General features: G+C 35.0%; 23 protein-coding genes and 2 pseudogenes. 2 read left to right on the top strand and 23 right to left on the bottom strand.

Annotation, left to right across the window (positions count from 1 at the left end; translation table 11 throughout):
- Positions 1–581 precede the first annotated feature (581 nt).
- The 11 genes and pseudogenes from J7E52_RS12720 to J7E52_RS12760 all read right to left on the bottom strand — a co-directional run bounded on the left by J7E52_RS12720 (position 582) and on the right by J7E52_RS12760 (position 8640).
- The gene (locus J7E52_RS12720; RefSeq protein WP_214746902.1) at positions 582–1076 is read right to left on the bottom strand and encodes a helix-turn-helix domain-containing protein; all 495 of its coding nucleotides are present in this window, start codon (positions 1074–1076) and stop codon (positions 582–584) included.
- A 265-nt stretch (positions 1077–1341) separates the two neighbouring features.
- Positions 1342–1761: a UPF0715 family protein gene (locus J7E52_RS12725; RefSeq protein ID WP_214746905.1), complete on the bottom strand. Its 420-nt coding sequence runs from the start codon at positions 1759–1761 to the stop codon at positions 1342–1344.
- Between the two features lie 380 nt (positions 1762–2141).
- Positions 2142–2387: a hypothetical protein gene (locus J7E52_RS26945; protein WP_286197712.1), complete on the bottom strand. Its 246-nt coding sequence runs from the start codon at positions 2385–2387 to the stop codon at positions 2142–2144.
- A 47-nt stretch (positions 2388–2434) separates the two neighbouring features.
- Entirely contained in the window at positions 2435–2611 is a 177-nt protein-coding gene (locus tag J7E52_RS26950; RefSeq protein WP_286197713.1) for a hypothetical protein, read from the bottom strand.
- A gap of 249 nt (positions 2612–2860) precedes the next feature.
- Positions 2861–2992 (bottom strand): hypothetical protein, encoded by a 132-nt coding sequence (locus J7E52_RS26955; protein WP_286197714.1) that lies wholly within the window; start codon positions 2990–2992, stop codon positions 2861–2863.
- Between the two features lie 200 nt (positions 2993–3192).
- Positions 3193–3999, bottom strand: coding sequence for an SDR family oxidoreductase (locus J7E52_RS12735; protein ID WP_057219746.1), 807 nt, complete (start codon positions 3997–3999; stop codon positions 3193–3195).
- Positions 4000–4488: 489 nt separating this feature from the next.
- The gene (locus J7E52_RS12740) at positions 4489–4983 is read right to left on the bottom strand and encodes a hypothetical protein (RefSeq protein ID WP_214746908.1); all 495 of its coding nucleotides are present in this window, start codon (positions 4981–4983) and stop codon (positions 4489–4491) included.
- Positions 4980–5165 (bottom strand): hypothetical protein, encoded by a 186-nt coding sequence (locus J7E52_RS12745; protein ID WP_061465031.1) that lies wholly within the window; start codon positions 5163–5165, stop codon positions 4980–4982. The genes J7E52_RS12740 and J7E52_RS12745 overlap by 4 nt, the downstream gene beginning before the upstream one ends.
- Positions 5166–5530: 365 nt before the next feature.
- Positions 5531–6077 (bottom strand): annotated as a pseudogene (locus tag J7E52_RS12750) (recombinase family protein).
- Between the two features lie 686 nt (positions 6078–6763).
- Complete coding sequence (locus J7E52_RS12755) at positions 6764–6955, bottom strand: DUF4177 domain-containing protein (RefSeq protein WP_214746911.1); 192 nt, start codon at positions 6953–6955, stop codon at positions 6764–6766.
- A gap of 221 nt (positions 6956–7176) precedes the next feature.
- Positions 7177–8640 (bottom strand): MDR family MFS transporter, encoded by a 1464-nt coding sequence (locus J7E52_RS12760; protein WP_214746914.1) that lies wholly within the window; start codon positions 8638–8640, stop codon positions 7177–7179.
- 125 nt (positions 8641–8765) lie between these two features.
- Between J7E52_RS12760 and J7E52_RS12765 the strand changes: the two genes are divergently transcribed.
- Complete coding sequence (locus J7E52_RS12765; RefSeq protein ID WP_214746917.1) at positions 8766–9632, top strand: TetR/AcrR family transcriptional regulator; 867 nt, start codon at positions 8766–8768, stop codon at positions 9630–9632.
- A 308-nt stretch (positions 9633–9940) separates the two neighbouring features.
- Here the strand turns inward: J7E52_RS12765 and J7E52_RS12770 are convergent, their stop codons facing one another.
- From J7E52_RS12770 to J7E52_RS12820, 12 genes and pseudogenes are all read right to left on the bottom strand, one after another.
- Positions 9941–10252: a hypothetical protein gene (locus J7E52_RS12770; RefSeq protein ID WP_214746921.1), complete on the bottom strand. Its 312-nt coding sequence runs from the start codon at positions 10250–10252 to the stop codon at positions 9941–9943.
- Positions 10253–10331: 79 nt separating this feature from the next.
- Positions 10332–10967 carry a Type 1 glutamine amidotransferase-like domain-containing protein gene (locus J7E52_RS12775; protein ID WP_214746923.1) on the bottom strand — a complete coding sequence of 212 codons (636 nt, stop codon included), beginning with the start codon at positions 10965–10967 and terminating at the stop codon, positions 10332–10334.
- A 153-nt stretch (positions 10968–11120) separates the two neighbouring features.
- Positions 11121–11588, bottom strand: a complete 468-nt coding sequence (locus J7E52_RS12780; protein ID WP_214746927.1) for a hypothetical protein — start codon at positions 11586–11588, stop codon at positions 11121–11123.
- Positions 11589–11979: 391 nt separating this feature from the next.
- A complete protein-coding gene (locus J7E52_RS12785) occupies positions 11980–12345 on the bottom strand; it encodes a nuclear transport factor 2 family protein (RefSeq protein WP_214746930.1) in 366 nt (121 codons plus the stop codon).
- Positions 12346–12485: 140 nt separating this feature from the next.
- Positions 12486–13277: a phosphotransferase gene (locus J7E52_RS12790; RefSeq protein ID WP_214746933.1), complete on the bottom strand. Its 792-nt coding sequence runs from the start codon at positions 13275–13277 to the stop codon at positions 12486–12488.
- A 311-nt stretch (positions 13278–13588) separates the two neighbouring features.
- Entirely contained in the window at positions 13589–14200 is a 612-nt protein-coding gene (locus J7E52_RS12795) for an undecaprenyl-diphosphatase (protein WP_214746936.1), read from the bottom strand.
- Between the two features lie 392 nt (positions 14201–14592).
- Positions 14593–15285: an aspartate/glutamate racemase family protein gene (locus J7E52_RS12800; RefSeq protein WP_214746938.1), complete on the bottom strand. Its 693-nt coding sequence runs from the start codon at positions 15283–15285 to the stop codon at positions 14593–14595.
- 25 nt (positions 15286–15310) lie between these two features.
- Positions 15311–15733 (bottom strand): FosM family fosfomycin resistance protein, encoded by a 423-nt coding sequence (gene fosM, locus J7E52_RS12805; RefSeq protein WP_214746941.1) that lies wholly within the window; start codon positions 15731–15733, stop codon positions 15311–15313.
- Between the two features lie 20 nt (positions 15734–15753).
- Complete coding sequence (locus J7E52_RS12810) at positions 15754–16278, bottom strand: PepSY-associated TM helix domain-containing protein (protein ID WP_214746945.1); 525 nt, start codon at positions 16276–16278, stop codon at positions 15754–15756.
- 89 nt (positions 16279–16367) lie between these two features.
- Positions 16368–16799, bottom strand: a complete 432-nt coding sequence (locus tag J7E52_RS12815) for a GNAT family N-acetyltransferase (protein ID WP_286197717.1) — start codon at positions 16797–16799, stop codon at positions 16368–16370.
- Positions 16800–17043: 244 nt separating this feature from the next.
- Positions 17044–17160: pseudogene (locus J7E52_RS26960) on the bottom strand (GNAT family N-acetyltransferase); the annotation flags it as partial.
- Between the two features lie 131 nt (positions 17161–17291).
- A complete protein-coding gene (locus tag J7E52_RS12820; protein WP_214746947.1) occupies positions 17292–17660 on the bottom strand; it encodes a winged helix-turn-helix transcriptional regulator in 369 nt (122 codons plus the stop codon).
- A gap of 287 nt (positions 17661–17947) precedes the next feature.
- Between J7E52_RS12820 and J7E52_RS12825 the strand changes: the two genes are divergently transcribed.
- The gene (locus J7E52_RS12825; RefSeq protein WP_214746950.1) at positions 17948–18943 is read left to right on the top strand and encodes a zinc-dependent alcohol dehydrogenase family protein; all 996 of its coding nucleotides are present in this window, start codon (positions 17948–17950) and stop codon (positions 18941–18943) included.
- The last annotated feature ends 113 nt before the right edge of the window (positions 18944–19056 follow it).

Below are 19056 nucleotides of genomic sequence, written 5' to 3' on the forward strand. Positions count from 1 at the left end.
TTAGCTGGTTTAGTTCCATAAGAAAAACGGTTAAACTTTTTTCAAATCGGTACGACAGAAAGCCTACGATCCTTGCTATTTAAGGAAGTAGGCTTTTTTTACTTTTTCTTTTTATGTAGTCTATGTTAATGAATATTGTTGATATTTATTAAAGAAATGAGTAACTTCTAATTCAAAGAAGTTACTCTTCCTAATCAAATTAATCTTTAACTTTATTTTTGTGTCTATTTGCTAACTTCATAGCAAAGAACTGAGGAATTAAATTCAAAAAACTAACCAAGATTAATAATTGATATGGAGTTAGTGGCTTAAAATAGCCACCCCATCGTTCGTTCCCTGTCATCTCGCTTATGAAATAAAATTAAATTATTACAGATAATATATTACCAATAATAAGAGAGATTGAATTATTAAAGAGTTTGCCGAAGAAAGCAAGAAGTGAAGTCACTACAATCATAATTAAATAGCCAAGCATTGAACGGTTAGCAAAATCTTGGTGCATTGAAAAATAAACAAAAGGAAAACAGTATAAACAGACTACTAGAATACCAATTACTATTTTTCTTAGAACAAGCAAAATCTTATTCTTCATATATCCCTATACCTTTGTCTATCTCGATAGTCCCCACCGCCTGTAATTCATTTAAACGACTTAAACTCTCTTCTTTATTAAAAGAACTATGCCAACGATAATCATATTGATCCAATATACGGTAATGGTTACTAATCAAATTTTGTTGCAAACGAAAATCCCCTCTATACTCGATTTCTTTCCACCATATCTTACCACCCAGTGTTTTTTCTTTAGGCGTACCACCATTTTTGCTAGCAATTAACTGAACAAAATCAACTGGATTGTCACCAATTGACGATATCAACAATTGGCTATGATTAAACAAAGCACAAAATGCAACAACGGTGGTCCAATTGGCTTCTGTTCTTCTTTTTTCAATTTGAACTAGTGTTTTTTTTGAAATTCCTAGAATTTCAGACATCTTATCTTGAGAAAAACCTTGTTCTGTTCGAACAAGTTTCATTTTTTCTGATATTAAATTGATGAATTCTTCTTTTTCCATATATACTAAATACTCCTTTTTAGTGTAATTTTACACTAAAAGTATTATTTTTCAATAAAAAATTTCCTTTTTGAATAAAAAAACTTTAAAACACAAGAAAAAAAGCAAGAAATAACCTTGCACTAAATAAGTTTAAAATGGAAATATTTCTTAATTAAAGCTTGTTGAACTAACCTGCCCCAATAGTTGCATAAAGAAAAAGCTGCCTTAAAGACAGCTCCGATCTTCAGCTAACGCACCCTGTTAGCTGAAGAACTAGGATATTTCAGTTTTTCTTTTGTAAGAAGACAGAATCCCAAAACCAATAAATAGCAGCTGCTGCAAAACTAAAACCGTAATATATTTGGGTTTTAACTAAATATATAGGTTCAATTCTAAATAACATTACATTAAATAAAAATACTGCTACAAAAGAAAGTACCGTGTAAATTAAAAGATAAAACACATTAAATTTTCTCGGGCGTTTATTAAATATAATTTGCAATGGTACTGCAAAAAGTAAATAAGGTATAACAACATAAAAAGAATAAATAATAACAGGCATTAACTGCAACCAAGAGGGTTCTCCACTAAATACAATTATAAAAACAGAAAAAGAGATACAAGACAAGAATAGACTAAAAAAATAATAAGGTATTACATCGCTAATTTTCGATACTTTTTCACTTAATTTCCAAATCTCCAATTTTGCTCAACCTTCCCAAATGTCATGTTAATTTATTCCATAATAATATCATTTCTTCAACTATTCTGCCCCGTTAGTTGCATAAAGAAAGAGCTGCCTTAAAGACAGCTCTGATCTTCAGCTAACGCACCCGTTAGTTTAAGTAGATTTCTTCACAAACTTTTTAGTATTCAGTTAATACAGGAATGCTGCCCCGTTTCTAGATAAGAAAAAGGCTATTTTAAAGTTCTTGGTTGATTTTGAATAAATCATAAGCGTTTATGGTATCAAACACCGCATTCTAAGGTGAAAAACTAAAGCAAATATACACTTATAATGAGCTTGAAAATGTATCTTCAAGCTTCTAATATTTTTCCGTTCAAAAATAAGGTATTTTTGTATCACTGAATTAAGATATTCCCTACATATTGGGCAGTACCTCTTGAACTTGTGAATACAACTTCTAAAACATACCCTCCTTTGTTATTGGGGATTTGAAATTCCCTATTTTCATGCAATTCGAGTTCAATTCGTTGTTCGTCTTTCAGTAGGGCAACTGTTATTTTTGGGTCTGTCCAAATATCTCCACCATTTCTTACGTTCTCTTGAAATTCTAAGGAAACTTTTTCGTTAGCAGTAACCTTCATTTTTTCTTGTGATAATCCGAATTCTTGAATATCATCTATTTTTTGATCTACATCTCCACTTGATGAACTCCAACTGACATTTCCTTTGCTAATTGCACAGATGTAGCAAGGTCTTCTGAATATAAATGAGCAGTTGGAACACCAACATCATAATCTTCTCCTATACATCCTGTTAATATAGAAATTAAAAACATTCCTATAAATAATCTAAAAAAGCCTTTCATTTCATACCCCCTATTTTCCACCCTTTCTAATTTCAATCCAATTATACATTAATATTCCATATTATTCCATTTTATCTATTTATCATTTTTTTCTTCTTCAACTATCCTGCCCCGATAATTCCATTAGAAAAAGAGCTGCCGAAGCAACTCCCTTATTGAAGTAAAGCACCTGTTTGTTGAATAAGACTTATTGTGAGTTAACACAAGTTGTGACATAAAAAAACAGTTAAAATGATTTGAAAATTGAATTTAAAACAATAAATAGAAAATGATAATAGCAACTACAATTGCTTCAAGTGTGAATTTTTTATTCTTTTTCTTTTGCTGTAATTTCTCCCTATATTCCATTTGAATCTTTTTCTTTTTATCATCTAATTTCATAGCAGGTAGACCCCTTATCCTGCCCCGATAGTTCCATAAAGAAATGCCTTAAAGACAGTTCTCATCTTCAACTACGCACCTGTTAGTTCATTAAGAAAAGCGATTCTTATTAAAGAATCGCGCCTTGATCCTAGCTGAAGAACCGACGAAATCAGGAGGTTACGAGTTCAACTCGCTAAAAAGTTCAGCGAGGATTGGTTTTATTCTGCACTAAATGCCCCAGCCATCATTCCTCCATCAATTACCAATTCGATTCCCGTAGTGTATGCAGATTCATCAGAACCAAGGTAAACAATACTATAAGCCACTTCTTCAACCGTTCCAAATCGCTTTAATGGAACATTTTTGGTAAAAGTCTTTATGTTCTTCTCACGAATTTCCCCTACTCCAATAACCGGTTCCCATATTGGAGTCAAAATCGCCCCTGGATGGATGGAGTTACATCGAATATTGTAATTCTTTTCTGCACAATAAAGAGCAACCGTTTTGGTATGGTTACGGACAGCAGCTTTACTGGATGCATAGGCAGCCGCATGTGCCACGCCAACCATTCCAGAATGGGAGGAAATATTTATAATTGAACCTCCTGTTTCCTTCATAGCACGAATACCATATTTACACCCTAAAAATGTTCCGTCCAAATTAACGGCATGGATGGCATGCCAGCTTTCTATGCTGGCATTTTCCGGATCTTGAAGCCCTCCACTCTTTTCTTGAAAACCTGTAATTCCAGCATTATTAATCAGTATATCTAGTCGTTTAAATTGTTGTATGATTTTCGCTATTACATCTTTCCATTCGGATTCAAATCTAACATCTAATCGTATGAAGTATGCGTCTTCACCTAATTCTTCAGCTAATTTGAAACCGTTTTCCTCATTCACATCTGTTAAAACAACTCTTGCACCTTCTTTAATTAACATTCGAGATGCTGCTTGACCAATACCACTGGTCGCACCAGTTATTAAAGCAACCTTTCCTGAAACTCGTCCTTTATCTTTTGACATATAAACACCTTCTTTCATTAGTTTTTTTAAGTGTTACTTTTAATCGGCATACGAAAGTATTTCTGTCATGTAAATGGATGAAAAATTATCCTCTTCATTTATAAAAATCGTATTAGTTTTATTGAATAATATAATTCGTTAATTTAAGCACAAAACTTCTCAATCTCAGATCCACATAAATATCCAATTGTTTGTTTTCGAGAGTTTTCCTCAACTATCTGGCCCTTTAATGGAATAACATGACTGACGTTTTTAAACAACTTTATTATGTTTTAAACGACTTTATTGTAAATTAAACAACTTTAATGTCACTTAACAGTATTCCTTATGGAACTATCCTGCCCCGTTAGTTCATCAAGAAAATCAACAACATTATTTAACAGAGCTTAAATAAAAAAACACAAAAAGCCCCGTTTTTTGGGGGGCTTTTTGTGTTTGCTGATAGGACTCCAAAATGCTATATAAGCACTCCTTTACGTCATTCTCCCCTTAATTCAGTAAATAGTGCCTTACGGCACTTTCAACTAGTTCATAAACCGTCCTATCATGAATGATTGCTTGTATTTTTAGTTCCTTCATAAGTTCAACATCCATATCGAATGAAGAACGTTTTCTTATAACGTTGGTTCGTTCTATGGTTGGTGCTGATTGTTCGTTCGCTTGTTTGACCTGTTCTTTACCACGTTTTATGCCAACGTTAGAACGTTGGTTGGTATCGTTAATAGGTTCTTTATTTACATTAGTTGAAACGTTCGCCTTTGCTTTTCCTGCTGTTGCAAAGTCATAAATAAGCTGCTCTTGTACCGTTTCCTCGTCACCTTCACCAACGAAATACCAGCCTTTTTCGCCTGAATTTCTATACTCATAACCAGCTTTATTCAAGGCTTTTCTTAGTAATTTTTCTGAAAGATGAACATCAGCCCTTTTGGCAATATTCGCTGGTTTATCAGTTTTAATTAACTCCAAGATTTCACCGATTTTCATTTAGTAAGCTCACGGGAAAACCAATACTTCGTTTTGATATTTCGATAAGTCCCAATGTCTTTGATCAGCTCGGCAATAAGATCATAACCGCAATATGTGTGCCTCAGCGTGCTAAATTCATCCAATGTGACATAATCATCACTCTTTAATTCAACGTGACACTCTCCACAACAAATCCCCATATCCAACACCTCCACAAAGTATATTGATATATTCGTCGAAACTTGGTGGCCATCCTTCTTTCGTACAAAAAACAGGTCTATTGACGGTCCTTTAATGTTTGTTAGTTTTTCAAAGTTATCTGGATCTAATTATAAAGAACCTTAATAAATAAAGGAGAGTACAGTTATTAACACAATGTTACAATAACACAAATTCAAAATGTGAATTTTGAGTACAATCATAATAGACAATTCAAAATGCTATTTTAAGTGGATTTTGTGTGGGAAATTTAAGTTAAATAATAAATGAGTAAGTGCTATTTTGCACATACAACTTTATAACCCAGCTACCTTCATAAAAGAAGATTAGCTGGGTTGCTTTATTATTATTGCTTTTCTAAATATCGATAAATCGTTGTTCGAGATACGCCCCATTTTTCTGCGACGTCTTTAATCGGTGTACCATTTTCAATTAGAGATTTCATCATTTCAATATCTTTCGGTCCAAATTTTTCAGGACGTCCACCAAGACGACCACGTGCTCTAGCTGCAGCTCGTCCGGCAGCCGAACGTTCCTCAATTAAATTACGTTCAAATTCCGCAAATGCCGCAAACAAATGAAACATCAATTGGCCTGTGGCATTGCTTTTTTCCATTGTTAAATTTTCTTGTAGACTGTGGAAGCCCACGCCACGTTCATTTAAGCTATTCACAATTTGAATTAAATCTTGCATATTGCGTCCTAATCGATCCAATCGCCAAACTACAATCGTATCGCCTTCACGTGCATACTGAAGTGCTTCCTCTAAACCAGGACGCTGTCTTTTTGCCCCATATCATGAAAAATTTTGGAACAGCCATATTGCGTAAGAGCGTCCATCTGTAAATGTAATTTTGTAATCCCGTCGACACACGTGCATATCCAATTAACACTCAAATCACTCTTTCTTATTTTTCCTTTTATATTTACTGTAACATAAGATAAAAAGAGATAGGTTATTGAACGTAGAATAATGAACAAAGTTTTGTTACGAGAAAGGCAATAAAAAACGTCCTTTTCAAATCGAACAGTGGTGTGTTCAGAAAAGGACGAGTTTTGGAACAAATAATAAAATGTGTTTTTTAACTTTGTTCAGCAATAGGGCTAGTTTGTGTCGAAATCTCGGTAATTTGTAGAAACATGCTGTTAAATTTGTTAAAGAATTGCTTCATTCTACACTGCTTAAAATGATCTCACTTTTGCCTTCCATATAAAGAATGTACTCACTTTTGGTTCCTACTGATTAGACACAAAAGTGAGTACATTAATTTGTGAAATGGTTGATTAATAAGCAATTAGAGATACCTGAAATGTTCTTGCTTTAATGACCTTCTACACTTTCCGCCCTGCCAAGCCCCCTCGCCGCAAAGCCACTCTGTAGCTTTTGATAGTGACCCGGTATTCAATCGACATATATGAGTTCTTCCATCCACAAACTTATCGACTATATTTGCCCGCTCCAAGACCTTTATGCTTTGAAATTGCAGCCAAAGACATTTCAAATGGTTTCGCAAGTTCAGAAACCGTCCTTTCTTTCAGAGCCCTCATATGAACCATTTCTCTTCTATATGAAACGAATTTATATATCCTGTTTCCTTTTTTCAAAAATCACTTCATAATATGCAGCTATTCCATAAGAACGGATGGGCGGTGCAAATATTTGAATAAACCTCCAACCTAGCTCTGAATGTTGATTTATGACATCTTGATAGCTTTCCCGGGATTTGCGGCTCTCTTTATAATTAATCCTTACAAACTTATACTCGTACATTTACACACCCACTTTTTATAGTTTTTTTCATATGCCATTTTGAAAAAACATTAGATTTAATTTCTTTTTAAGGCCTAATGGCTTAGAAATACTTCATTATATAACTGTACAGAACTTCTATTTTTTAATCATTTCTAAAATTCATTAAAATGTTTTCCACCTCAAAAGATAGCCTCCCTCTTTATTTGGAGCTGATCTTTTTCATGAAAAATTATTACTTTTCAATCTTTCTCGTCAACTCTATTACTTATTGTAAACGGCTGTTTTATAAAAAAGCACAAAATGAATGCAATAATAATGAGAATAAAAGCAATCATGAAACCATTATTAAGCCCATTCACAGTTGCTTCCAGTAATATATTTTCTCCTTTCTTCACTGTTTGATCGCCAGTATATTTAGATATGGCAGTCGACATTACCCCTACCATAATGGCCGCACCAAGTGAAGCAAATATTTGCCGTACCGTATTGTTAGCCGCAGAACCGTGGCTTATAAACTTCTTTGGTAGTACATTTATCCCCGCGGTAGCGAGTGGCATCATTACTAGCCCCATACCAGCCATTCTTAAGGAATAGAAACAAATTATCCACCAAATAGAGGTCTCCTGAGTTAGATACATAAATGGAAAGGACCCTAAAGAAAGAATGAGCAGTCCTATTATGGATAGTCTTCTAATACCATGCTTATCAAAAATTTTTCCGGCAACGGGAGAAATGATCCCTAACACCAGTGCACCTGGCAGAAGTATTAAACCTGAACGAAGTGCTGAGTACCCATGTATCGTTTGTGTATAAATGGGTAGGAGAATTTCCGATCCAATCATAGTCATAAAAATAATGGAGACAATGACCGTGGTCAAAGTGAATGTTCTATCCTTAAAGACACTCAGCTCCAATATTGGCTCTGTTAATTTGAACTGACGGCAGGCAAACACAATCAGTACTCCAAATCCAATTCCACATGTTATCAGGACGGTATTATTTCCCCATCCTATATTTCCTGCAACACCAATTCCGTATAGTAGTGAAGCTAAACCTATACTACTTAACAAGATCGATAGAATATCCATTTTCGGTTTTGTTAAATGAACGACATTTTTCATGTAAAAGAAAGCAAGAATTATATCAATCAGAACGATTGGGAGGATTAAGTAAAATAGATAATGCCAATCATACATGTCAACAATCCAACCAGATAAAGTGGGACCGATTGCAGGCGAAAATGCTATTACAATCCCAACTAATCCCATTGCCTCTCCTCGACGATCGGCTGGAAATATTAAAAAAATTAACGTTTGCATTAATGGAATCATTAATCCCGTTCCAATGGCCTGTATAATACGACCAATAAGCAAAGTTGGAAAGGTTGTACTAAAAGCACAAACCAATGTTCCCAAAGCAAAACTTCCGATCGCCATAAAAAATAAAGACCTATTAGCGATTTGATTCAATAAAAATGCTGAAATAGGAATCATTACCCCACTTATTAACATAAACGCAGTGATCAGCCACTGAGCATTATTAGCAGTGATACCTAAATCTTGCATAATTCTCGGGAGAGCTGTAACTAACAGGGTCTGATTAATAATGGTTATAAAAGTACCCACCATTAAAACGATTACAAACCCACCTCTCTTAAAGGGTTTTCCCTCTATATCTACTGGTAAAGAGAGAGCTTTTCCCATAGAAAACCCACACTCCTTTTAACTATTTTTACTCGTGTACATTTTTTTATACTCGAGTATACTTTTTTAGTATACAATATAGTATAATGAAACTGTCAACAATAATTTTTAGGAGAAGAAGATGAATGACTAAAAGAGAACAAATAATTGAGGTAGCAAAATTGCTTTTTCGAACGATGGGTTATCATGATACTTCTGTACAAGATATCCTAGATCAATCAGGGGTTTCAAAAGGTACCTTCTATAATCACTTTTCTTCTAAATCTCAATTGATTCAGTGCATCATTCAAGAGGTCGATGCAAAAGTCGAAGAACAACAAAGCCAGTTACTGTTAGAGGGTGATCCCCATAGCAAGCAAACTTTTTATTCTCAACTTCGAGTAAAACACTCCATATACAGTACTGAGAGGATTGCGGAACTTTACAATATCTCGATGGCAGAAAATGATGAGGTGTTAAGGAAGTATATGGCCGATAGCCATTATAAGGAATTAAACTGGTTAGCTAAACGTTTGATTGAGGTTTATGGTATTGGCATCGAAGCCAGTGCAATGGATTTATCCACTCACTTCATTGGGGGATTAGGCTATCAATTTAGGTACTCTAATCAAATGAACCTTGATACGAATAGTTCTGATATATTAGATTACAACATTCTTCGATTAGAAAAAAACATAGAAATAACAAAACAATCTAAGCATATTCTCTTTCCATTTAGCATACAGAGTTCAGTTGAAACCCAGGAAACGGTTGTCATGAATATCAAGAATCTACTAGACGAAGTAAAGAATGATATTGACTCTCAGGATGAAAAAGAACTAATTGACTTTATCCTGGAAGAATGTCAAAACACTCGTATAAGATGGAGTCTTTGTGAAGGAGCAGTTCGCCAATTAAAAATTCTATCCTCCTCTCCATCAATAAAGAAACAGAAATTCAGGGAAGTATTTAATATCGTCTATAAACAAGCGAGAAAATATAATAATGGATGAAGATTTCCTTCACAAGAACCATCTAAGTCCTTGTCAATTTTTTTTATGTTTGCCTTAACTTAAAGGTGGGCAGGGCATACCTGAAAAGTACAAAGATAGCACTTATATAAAATATTGTCGATTCCATATCTTGTTATGTATTATCGGGGATTTTTGAATATGTTGTTATCATCGGTGTAAACTATCATAACAACTGTTTAAAATTCCTCAAAAATAAAGATAATCATCTTAATCAAAAGCTAGCAGCTGAATATACACAACGATAATCGAATATAAAAACCCTTCGTGAAAAATGAAGGGTTTCCTTTTTACATACTTTTCAATTCTTCTTTTGAAACAGCATGCCAACCGTGTGCTTCCAGTTTCTCTATATAGGTTTCCATCCTGATTTCCTCAATTTCCATCGCAAGCGGGTGCAGCGAAACAAAACATACATTCGAAGCGTAATTGATCGAAACCTTTACAACTTCATAACCATTGTGAAATCCTGAATCAAATCCTGGATCATCCAATATATCCCCTTTAACAGGACGAATATCAGATTCAAATGTTTTCATCATTGATATATACTTTTCTTGTTCTTTTACTGATGAAATGAAGATCATTAAATTTATTTTCATTGCAGTCTCCTTTTCTCTATCCTTTAGTGCCCGGCGCCCTGCTCCAATTGGGGTAAAGGGCTTGTTGTTTCTTTAAGACTTAGGAATTCACTATTTCCTTTTTCATATTTTTAAAGGAATAAATATCATTTGCAACTTTAAATAGTTCTCCGTTCTTGGAGAAAATTGCACTTCCATTTGGTATTGCATATATCTTTCGTTCATTTGAAAGGGGAATTAATTCTCCATCTATATTATCCTCGTAATGGACCTCAACGCTAAACCCGACTAATCCCAAGCCCTTGATCACTATCGTTTCTGGATAGTCTTTATCTTTTGTTATTATGCAATCATTGCAGAAAGCTAACGAACCCGCACTATATCCAATGATTAAACCTTGAAAGTCTTTGATAATTGGGGCAAGTCCTTTTGCTTCTATTACATGGATTAACCTATCTGGCTTTCCACCAATAAAGTAAAGAATATCATGTTCTTTTATAGACTTTTTCATTTCTTTGTATGAAAGGTCTTCGTTTAATAATTCAATACTTACATTCTCCATAAGTGAAAAGGCTTGTTTGATACTTGCCAGCCAACTTTCATACCTGGATTTGTCGGTTGCAAAAGGGATTATTAAGATTTTAGCATCAGGTTTAATCATTTTTGAAAGTTTCAGGAACACAGCGCCTAATTCATTATTCGTGTGATTCCCGCCACCAATAAAACAAATATCCATATATGTCCCCCCATTTATTCACATGCTCTTCTCTTAAAATATTCTATGTAAAAAGGACAATACCTTTATATGTAACCGCTCTTCAGCTAAATTGCCCCTTTAGCTCCACAAAAAAAAAGGCTGCCTCAGCAACCCCCACATTTAAATCCTTGCCTATTTTCTCAAATATACAACACTGTCGCTTCGTTCTACTTGAAAATTCAAATCATCCTTAATATTAAGCATATAGCCCGTTTCTTTATAATTCTCAGATTCAAAAAATATGCCATATCCATTATTCTCAGGATAACCATATAAATAGCAGACCACTTTTCCATCTTTCAAAAACACAATTTGATTCATTCCTTCATTTACAGTCTCGCTAATAATATCCCATTTATAACCTACCGTTTCATATATATGATCTTTCGGGGTATATGGTCCAAAGGAATATACTACATCCCAGTCAAACGGTGTTACATCTGATAAATTTATTGTTTCAACGGATTGTCCAATTGATAACACTTCTTCTTTTAACAACACCTCGTTTACATCCCATAAATCCTTCTTTAATAGATTTATAAATATAGCTATACATATTACACCAATAGCAATAATCAATACTTTCTTTTTAGATTTCATATCTAAACTCCACCTTGAACGCAACCTTCCTAACGAATTCCCCTCCCTCATTATAACAATAATTCCCAAAAAAGGTTTGAATTCTTATTGAACTAAACAGCCCAGAAAGTTCCATTAGAAAAGGCTGCCATAAAAGACAGCACTGATCTTCAGCTAACGCACCTCTTTTTAAACAGATTACTTCCCCATTTGTACACCTTGTGCTCCTAAGAAGAGTAAAGCCGGGGTTATTTTCATCAATGTACTAAGATTGTGAAGAAATATACTTAAACCTGCTCTTTAATAAATCTACTGTTTAACTAAACTGCTATTCGTACTATAAGGTCACCAGATATTCCTGGTGACCATTTTTTGTATCGTTTCTCTATAATAGTACCCGTTAGTTCAGTAACTAAAGCGAAGGAGTTGTTTTTGTACCTTGGTGAAAAAACATTTTCCATCTTCCATCTCTAAATTTCCAAATTGAACTACGCAATGAATGTTGTTTTTTTACTTCGTTAAATATTCGGTAGGTAGTTAACACTATTTCTTCAGACAATGGATGTATTTCAAAATCACTCAATGTCATTTTTACCTCACCTATTCCTTCTTCACCAATACCCTCATCTTTGTACAAGACTTTACCAGAACTTCCAAATTCAAAAAAATTGTCTGCAAGTAAATTATTAAGCTCTTTTTGAGATGTACGAATTTCTGGTTTTAACAATTTCTCTTCCAGTTGACGTAAATGCTCTTTTAACGAAGATTCACTTTCCATTTTCCACTCCCCTTTTTTACTGTCCATTATAAAAATAATCCCAAATACTCGTTTTTTCCTCTTCAAGCTAACCTACCCCGTTTGTTACATAAGCTGATCAGCCCCTGTTAATGAAGCTAAGCACCAACTTAAACCCACCTTTAAATCCACTCTTTTCCATGTTGTCGAATGAATTGGATATCATTTTGATAATGGTCGAGATGCCCTTCGGCAATCATCTTTTTAAAAGCAATATCACCTTCAGTGGCTTTTCTTGTAATGGTTTGACATAACCCTTCTAATCGTAGCAATACCATTTCCAAATAATCCTCTTCTATTCCCTTACCGTAAGATTCAAAAAATAATCTAACTCTTTGTTTTATAAGGTAAGCGTGCTGTAATGAATTATAATTAACTTTCTCACCTGTTTCAGATAGATAAAATCTACTTAAGGGGATGCAAGAATAAAGAGTATAAGCTATGTCCCACAGCCTTGGACCAGGTCCAGCAACATCGAAATCAATAATACCTATTGGTCTTTCATGATTAAAAATAATGTTGTATATTGCAAAATCATTATGGCATAGTACCTCAAATTGTTTGGGTGTGTTATCTATCGATTGCCAGCTATCATTAAAAGAAAAATCACTCACAGAATCATGATAAAGACGGAGCATTTTCGCTATTTCTATTAAGACATCATCGGACCACATGTATTCTTTTAAAGGATAATTACCAGCTTCTCCTTCAATAAATGATAATATCTCTCTTCCTTTTTCATCAATACCTAAAAACTTTGGTGCATACCTAAAACCTTTGTTCTCCAAATGCCTTAATAACTTATGAATTTTGGGACTATCTGGCTTTAATTCTCGTCGCACAGTATCTCCTGAACGAAAAACGTTAGAGACATTCCCTCCTGTTAGCATTTCTTCGTTTTCAAGGTTTGACATCTAAATACCCCTCCCTAATATGACTTTTCTATAAACCGTAAAATAAATCCTGTCTGTTAAACTAATCTGCCCTTTTTACTCCATAAAAAAAAGGCTGCCGAAACACCCCTTTGTTAAACTATCGACCTTTCAGTTGAAGAATGGTTAATTAAAACTTAATGTTTAATAATCTTTCGTTTCAAGAAGAATATCAGAATGTTTGTCTTTTGATAAATACATCATTGTCTGTCCTGCTCCATTTGCTTCTTTCCGTTCGGTTCTTGAGCAAGACTTAAAACAACAAGTGCAAGTGTAGCCATGATCGATTTGGTTTAAAAGTCCATTGACTTACCCTTCTTTTGTTTGGATAGGGCAGATAGAATGGCTTGTTCGCCCTCCTGATTCCCCATAAATTTCTTAGTCAGACTTAACTTAAGAACAATTTTGTAAACGATCGTGGCTGAAACGATACTGATGATGGCTCCGACAAGAACATCTGCTGGATAATGGACACCTACCCAAATTCCCGAAATTCCTACAAGGACAGCCAAAATTGCCCATAAAAACCCCCAACCCCTATTAAACAACCAGAAGGTTATACAAAAGGAAAAAAATATGACCGTATGGTCGCTTGGAAAGGAATTATTGACTGCTTTTTCAACTAACTTATTAACGTTGGGCAACTCAGCAAACGGTTGATAATTCGAGTGGAAATGCCCTGCTATTTTCGCCAATATTTCCGAGACAACTAATGTAATAAATGCACAGATTACCATGATTCTATTTTTATTTCTTCGAGAAAACAAAAACATCAGGACTACCAATACTAAGAAAAAAATCATGTATTCAGCGATGAATACAAAGAAAGGATTTAAATCGGTATATTGTTTACCTAGATTATTAATCATTCTAAACAATTTACTATTCATTTCGGACAAAACCATTGAAAAATTCCTCCTGATTGTATTATCACTTTAACCCTTATTAAGCTCCATTATGTAAAAAATGAACTTCAATTAAACCTATATTTTACATCTTTCAGACAGAAAGTCCATCATCACTTTCAGAATGAATGTATTCCAATCCTCAAATACAAAGCACATATATGGGGACCTTGATTAACTTTTCATTTCCTTTCACTTCTAAAGGATGTATATACACTATTGACTTTCTGTATCGAGGTGGATCTCTCTACTACTTTATATGCATTTTTCAACACCATTTTTACAAGCTTCTGAATCTAATATATTATAACTCTTTTTGAACCTACCCCTTAATTCAATAAGAAAAAGGCTGCCGAAGCAACCCTGTTATTGAAGTACAATACCTAACCACTTCATTTTTCCAATGCCATATTAACAATATCAATGGCATGTATTACAGCCGTATCAAATAATGGCACTTCTGAATCCTCTGGTTTTATTAGCAGTCCAATTTCTGTGCAACCTAATATTATTCCTTCCGCTCCTTCATCAACTAACCCCTTGATAACCTTTTTGTAATAGTCTCTTGATGATTGTTGAATTTCCCCTAAACATAATTCTTCATAAATTACTTTATTGATGACTTTTCTATCCTCAGCATTTGGTATCAAAACCTTGATACCATTAGACTCGATTCGTGTTTTATAAAAGGCTTGCTCCATCGTATATTTAGTGCCAAGTAAACCAACCGTACTGATTTTGGACTTTTGGATTTGTTTTGCTGTTGAATCAGCAATGTGTAAAATCGGTAAACTGACTTTCTCTTCAATATATCCGATCACTTTATGCATCGTATTTGTACAAATGACAATCATTTCGGCACCTGCCTTTTCCAAAGAAAGAGCAACATCGCCTAATAATTTCCCGGAGCTTTCCCAATCTCCTTCAGCTTGATAACGTTCGATTTCTTCAAAATCCACGCTATATAAAATGCACTTTGCTGAATGCAATCCTCCCAATTTGGCTTTTACTTCTTCGTTAATGATTCGATAATATTCCAATGATGACTCCCAGCTCATTCCGCCAATAAGGCCAATGGTTTTCATGAATATTCCCCTTTCTGTGAATTTATCAGTCAAAAAACTCCATATGCGCTTTTTCTTGTTTGTAGTAATCTATTCTATTTTGTAAAGAACCAGTATGAAACTCGAACTTATGACCATCTGGATCAGTGAAATAAATGGACTTCTTATCTTTTTCATCTCTTGGACGGCCTGACAAGATGTTTACATTCAATTTCATTAGTTTCTCGTACATGTCTATAAAGTCGGCTTCTTCTATGGAAAATGCTATATGTGTGTATGATTGGCTTATTTCATTACGGGGAATATCTTTTTCCACATTCAGGGCAAGCCACATTCCGTTCAAATCAAAATAGGCAGTGGTTCTCCCCTTAACTAATAATTTCGCATCAAAAACATTTTGATAAAACTCAATGGATCTCTCTAAATTAGAAACTGAAAATAAAAAGTGATTCAAACCTTTTATAGACACTCTACCACCTCATATTAAGATTACCTTTTTTTCGCCATTAGACGCTTATAGAGAGGATACCCGAACATGTAATACCCTGAAAATGAGAGCAGGATTAAGGATAAACCGGTCATTGTAAGGATACTGTATCTATACCAATCGCCAAAGAATGATCCATCATGCAAAGTGATGAGGAAAGTCGAGTAATCCGGATTTGTGGATAACACTTTTCCCGTACTCACATCTATTTGAACACCTTGACCGTTATTAAAGCGAACCTGGTACACATTTGCACTTGGTCTATATTCGATTCTAAATATATCTTCTACCGAGTCCGCACCTGGTAGATCCTGAGATGTAGCAATGGACACGACCTTCTCCATAGGTATCGCTTGATCTGGACTCGCCTCTTTCCCCGTCCTTAACTCATCAGCCACTCCAAGTGGTATCATATAAACAAGTACGAGGCCTGTGACGGCGATGAACATAAAAAAAACGGATAAAACCAATCCAGTCCATTTATGTATTTTTCGGCTTAATTGATACAACTTTACAGATTTCGACAATTTTCCATCACACCCCTTGACTACTTTATAAAATTATAATTATTCACTTTTTCCCTTTCTTAGAAGTAGGATTAGGAAGCAATATCAATTCATAATTTTTTCTTCATGACCACTCTATCTTCATTTGCAACATAATCATTTTTTAGATAAAATGCTTCTGCAAGACCGTCATTGGCGGTTAATAAATATAGACTTTTAATCTCTCTTTTCTGAAGTTCAGCTTCTAAAGATTGAAGCATTTTTGAGCCATGCCCTTTACCTTGCAATTCATTATTCACACAAAGTTCTGCCAAATAATAAGTTAAACCTTGATAAGACACCTTACTATTTCCAGCAACAAAACCAACAGGATTGTGATCAACATGAAATAAAAAGCCAAGAAATTTAGGCGTATGCAATAAGTCGGAAAGTCTCTCTTTAGCCGCTTCATATGTCCATCTTTCATTCCATGGTTCACTATTAAAAACGTTCATGTAGAGTTCGATACATAGCTCCAAATTCTCCGATGTCAGTGGTATCATTTCTGTCCATATTCATGCTTCCTTTCTATTTTCATTAAAATTTTGTATATTAATCCAAATTATATCTTATCTTTGTTGAACTAACCTGTTCATATAGAACCATAAAAAAAGAGCTGCCTAAGAAGAAGAAAATCACAAAAAAACCAGTCAACTACAAAGAACTGTAGGAAAACTGGTTTCCCTTTTATACAAATGGAGGTTCGGAATGGAATGCCCCGAACCATGATTATAAAAAGAAGACTTGTGATTGAGATAGAATTCCTATCAGGAAACCGACTATTTTTCCTTCCTTTTCGGCTATGAAACTTGGCTTTGTAAAATGATCAAAGAATAATTTCGGCAGCATATCAGACATTTGCCTTTAAGTAAGCCGCTTTACGATACACTCAACATAATTGTATGTTGAGTGTATTTATTTTACAAAGATAGTATGAGAATACTATATTCATTTCACATAAAGCACCTGCCCGTCGGCGGAGCCCCCCATTGAGGCTACATATTTTCCGAGATCTTTCGTTTCATTAATACCTCATTTCCGTACATATCTCCCCAATCCCGCATTAGGTAAATAATAGGTTTTAATGTTTCCCCAAAAGCAGTAAGGGAATATTCAACTTTTGGAGGAATCTCTCGATATATTTCACGATGTACAATACCATCCTGTTCCAATTCCCGAAGCTGCAACGTTATCATACGTTTTGTGGTATAGGGCATAAGTCTCCCTAACTCGTTAAAACGTTTAGGGCCGGAAATTAAGTTATATAATATGATCCCTTTCCATTTGCCTCCTATCACATCTACTGTAACTGCAACAGGACAAGCAGTGGTATCAGGGCACTTTTCCGTTTTAAAGTCCTTCATATTGACACCCCGATCTTTTAAGTATCAAATTGTATACTATATTACAAATTTTATCCTATTCAACAAAAATGTACGTACTTTTAATTTTATATTATATAAAGTATCATTGATTTTGCAAGAAAAGACTAAACATTCGTTCTTTTCATACTATTCACCATTAAAGATGTTACTAATAAAATTCGGATCATAGTGGTAACGTCAAGAAATTAAGCTTCCATATAATTCATCCTTAACACGAATAGGTTACGCTAAATTTTACCATAAATTAAATAATAGGAGTGACTTAAGTGAAAGCACAAATTATTCAATCCTTTGGTGAACCATCCGTATTTCAATTTAAAGAGATTTCAAAACCTGAACTAATACCTGGACATGTACTGATTCAAGTCAAGGCTACAAGTGTAAATCCAATTGATACGAAAGTCCGTGCTGGTGCAGTTCCAGCCGTTGCCCCCGAGTTTCCTGCAGTATTACATGGGGATGTCGCAGGTTTGGTATCTGCAGTGGGTGAAGGAGTAACTCAGTTTAAAGTTGGTGATGAAGTGTTTGGATGCGCCGGTGGTTTTAAAGGGACTGGCGGTGCACTTGCAGAGTTTATGCTGGCAGATGTTGATTTACTGGCCCACAAGCCAAATAATTTGACGATGGAGGAAGCCGCCGCTTTACCTTTAGTTTCCATTACTGCTTGGGAAGCATTATTTAATCGGGCAAATCTTGTTCCTGGACAAGATATACTGATACATGCAGCCGCCGGCGGTGTAGGACACATTGCCATCCAACTGGCCAAATGGGGAGGCGCGACAGTCTATACAACCGCCTCTTCGCCAGAAAAGCTGGAGATTGGCACGCGACTTGGCGCAGATGTAACTATTAATTATCGAGAAGAAAGCGTTCACGACTATGTACAAAAATATACAGACGGAAAAGGATTTGACGTTGTGTTTGACACGGTAGGAGGAGAAAACCTTGATCGCTCTTTTGAGGCGGCCGCGGTACATGGGACGATAGCAGCCATTGCTGCCCGTTCGACTCATGACCTCTCCCCCGTGCATTCAAAGGGGCTTTCCCTACATGTCACCTTTATGTTGTTGAAGATATTAAACAAGGACATGCATAAGCATTATGGAGAAATTTTGAAGAAGGTTGCCAGGATAGTTGAGGAAGGAAAGCTGCGTCCGCTAGTGGATCCAAACAAGTTTACGTTTGATGAAGTCTCAAAAGCCCATGAGTACATGGAGTCAGGCAAGGCGATAGGGAAAATTGTTTTGAAAAATAATTGGTAATATTATATAAACTTTTGAAATGCCTCAACAACTCAAAAATAGACGATACAGCGACCTTCACGCATAAAGCGGAAGGTCGTTAATGCAATCATCGATTGCCCTCTAAACGGCAA

This window comes from Bacillus sp. ISL-34, assembly GCF_018613325.1.
Classification (GTDB): Bacteria; Bacillota; Bacilli; order Bacillales; family DSM-1321; genus Peribacillus.

Excerpts from the sequence above, each read along its gene's own strand:
- J7E52_RS12795 (WP_214746936.1), bottom strand. The coding sequence starts at position 14,200 with ATGGTTTTGTCCGAAATGAATAGTAAATTGTTTAGAATGATTAATAAT.
- J7E52_RS26950 (WP_286197713.1), bottom strand. The coding sequence starts at position 2,611 with ATGAAAGGCTTTTTTAGATTATTTATAGGAATGTTTTTAATTTCTATA.
- J7E52_RS12785 (WP_214746930.1), bottom strand. The coding sequence starts at position 12,345 with ATGGAAAGTGAATCTTCGTTAAAAGAGCATTTACGTCAACTGGAAGAG.
- J7E52_RS12740 (WP_214746908.1), bottom strand. The coding sequence starts at position 4,983 with ATGAAAATCGGTGAAATCTTGGAGTTAATTAAAACTGATAAACCAGCG.
- J7E52_RS12765 (WP_214746917.1), top strand. The coding sequence starts at position 8,766 with ATGACTAAAAGAGAACAAATAATTGAGGTAGCAAAATTGCTTTTTCGA.
- J7E52_RS12720 (WP_214746902.1), bottom strand. The coding sequence starts at position 1,076 with ATGGAAAAAGAAGAATTCATCAATTTAATATCAGAAAAAATGAAACTT.
- J7E52_RS12770 (WP_214746921.1), bottom strand. The coding sequence starts at position 10,252 with ATGAAAATAAATTTAATGATCTTCATTTCATCAGTAAAAGAACAAGAA.
- J7E52_RS12775 (WP_214746923.1), bottom strand. The coding sequence starts at position 10,967 with ATGGATATTTGTTTTATTGGTGGCGGGAATCACACGAATAATGAATTA.
- J7E52_RS12820 (WP_214746947.1), bottom strand. The coding sequence starts at position 17,660 with ATGAAGGACTTTAAAACGGAAAAGTGCCCTGATACCACTGCTTGTCCT.
- J7E52_RS12760 (WP_214746914.1), bottom strand. The coding sequence starts at position 8,640 with ATGGGAAAAGCTCTCTCTTTACCAGTAGATATAGAGGGAAAACCCTTT.
- J7E52_RS26945 (WP_286197712.1), bottom strand. The coding sequence starts at position 2,387 with ATGAAGGTTACTGCTAACGAAAAAGTTTCCTTAGAATTTCAAGAGAAC.
- J7E52_RS12735 (WP_057219746.1), bottom strand. The coding sequence starts at position 3,999 with ATGTCAAAAGATAAAGGACGAGTTTCAGGAAAGGTTGCTTTAATAACT.
- J7E52_RS12815 (WP_286197717.1), bottom strand. The coding sequence starts at position 16,799 with ATGATACCACTGACATCGGAGAATTTGGAGCTATGTATCGAACTCTAC.
- J7E52_RS12800 (WP_214746938.1), bottom strand. The coding sequence starts at position 15,285 with ATGAAAACCATTGGCCTTATTGGCGGAATGAGCTGGGAGTCATCATTG.
- J7E52_RS12745 (WP_061465031.1), bottom strand. The coding sequence starts at position 5,165 with ATGGGGATTTGTTGTGGAGAGTGTCACGTTGAATTAAAGAGTGATGAT.
- J7E52_RS26955 (WP_286197714.1), bottom strand. The coding sequence starts at position 2,992 with ATGAAATTAGATGATAAAAAGAAAAAGATTCAAATGGAATATAGGGAG.
- J7E52_RS12755 (WP_214746911.1), bottom strand. The coding sequence starts at position 6,955 with ATGTACGAGTATAAGTTTGTAAGGATTAATTATAAAGAGAGCCGCAAA.
- J7E52_RS12780 (WP_214746927.1), bottom strand. The coding sequence starts at position 11,588 with ATGAAATCTAAAAAGAAAGTATTGATTATTGCTATTGGTGTAATATGT.
- J7E52_RS12790 (WP_214746933.1), bottom strand. The coding sequence starts at position 13,277 with ATGTCAAACCTTGAAAACGAAGAAATGCTAACAGGAGGGAATGTCTCT.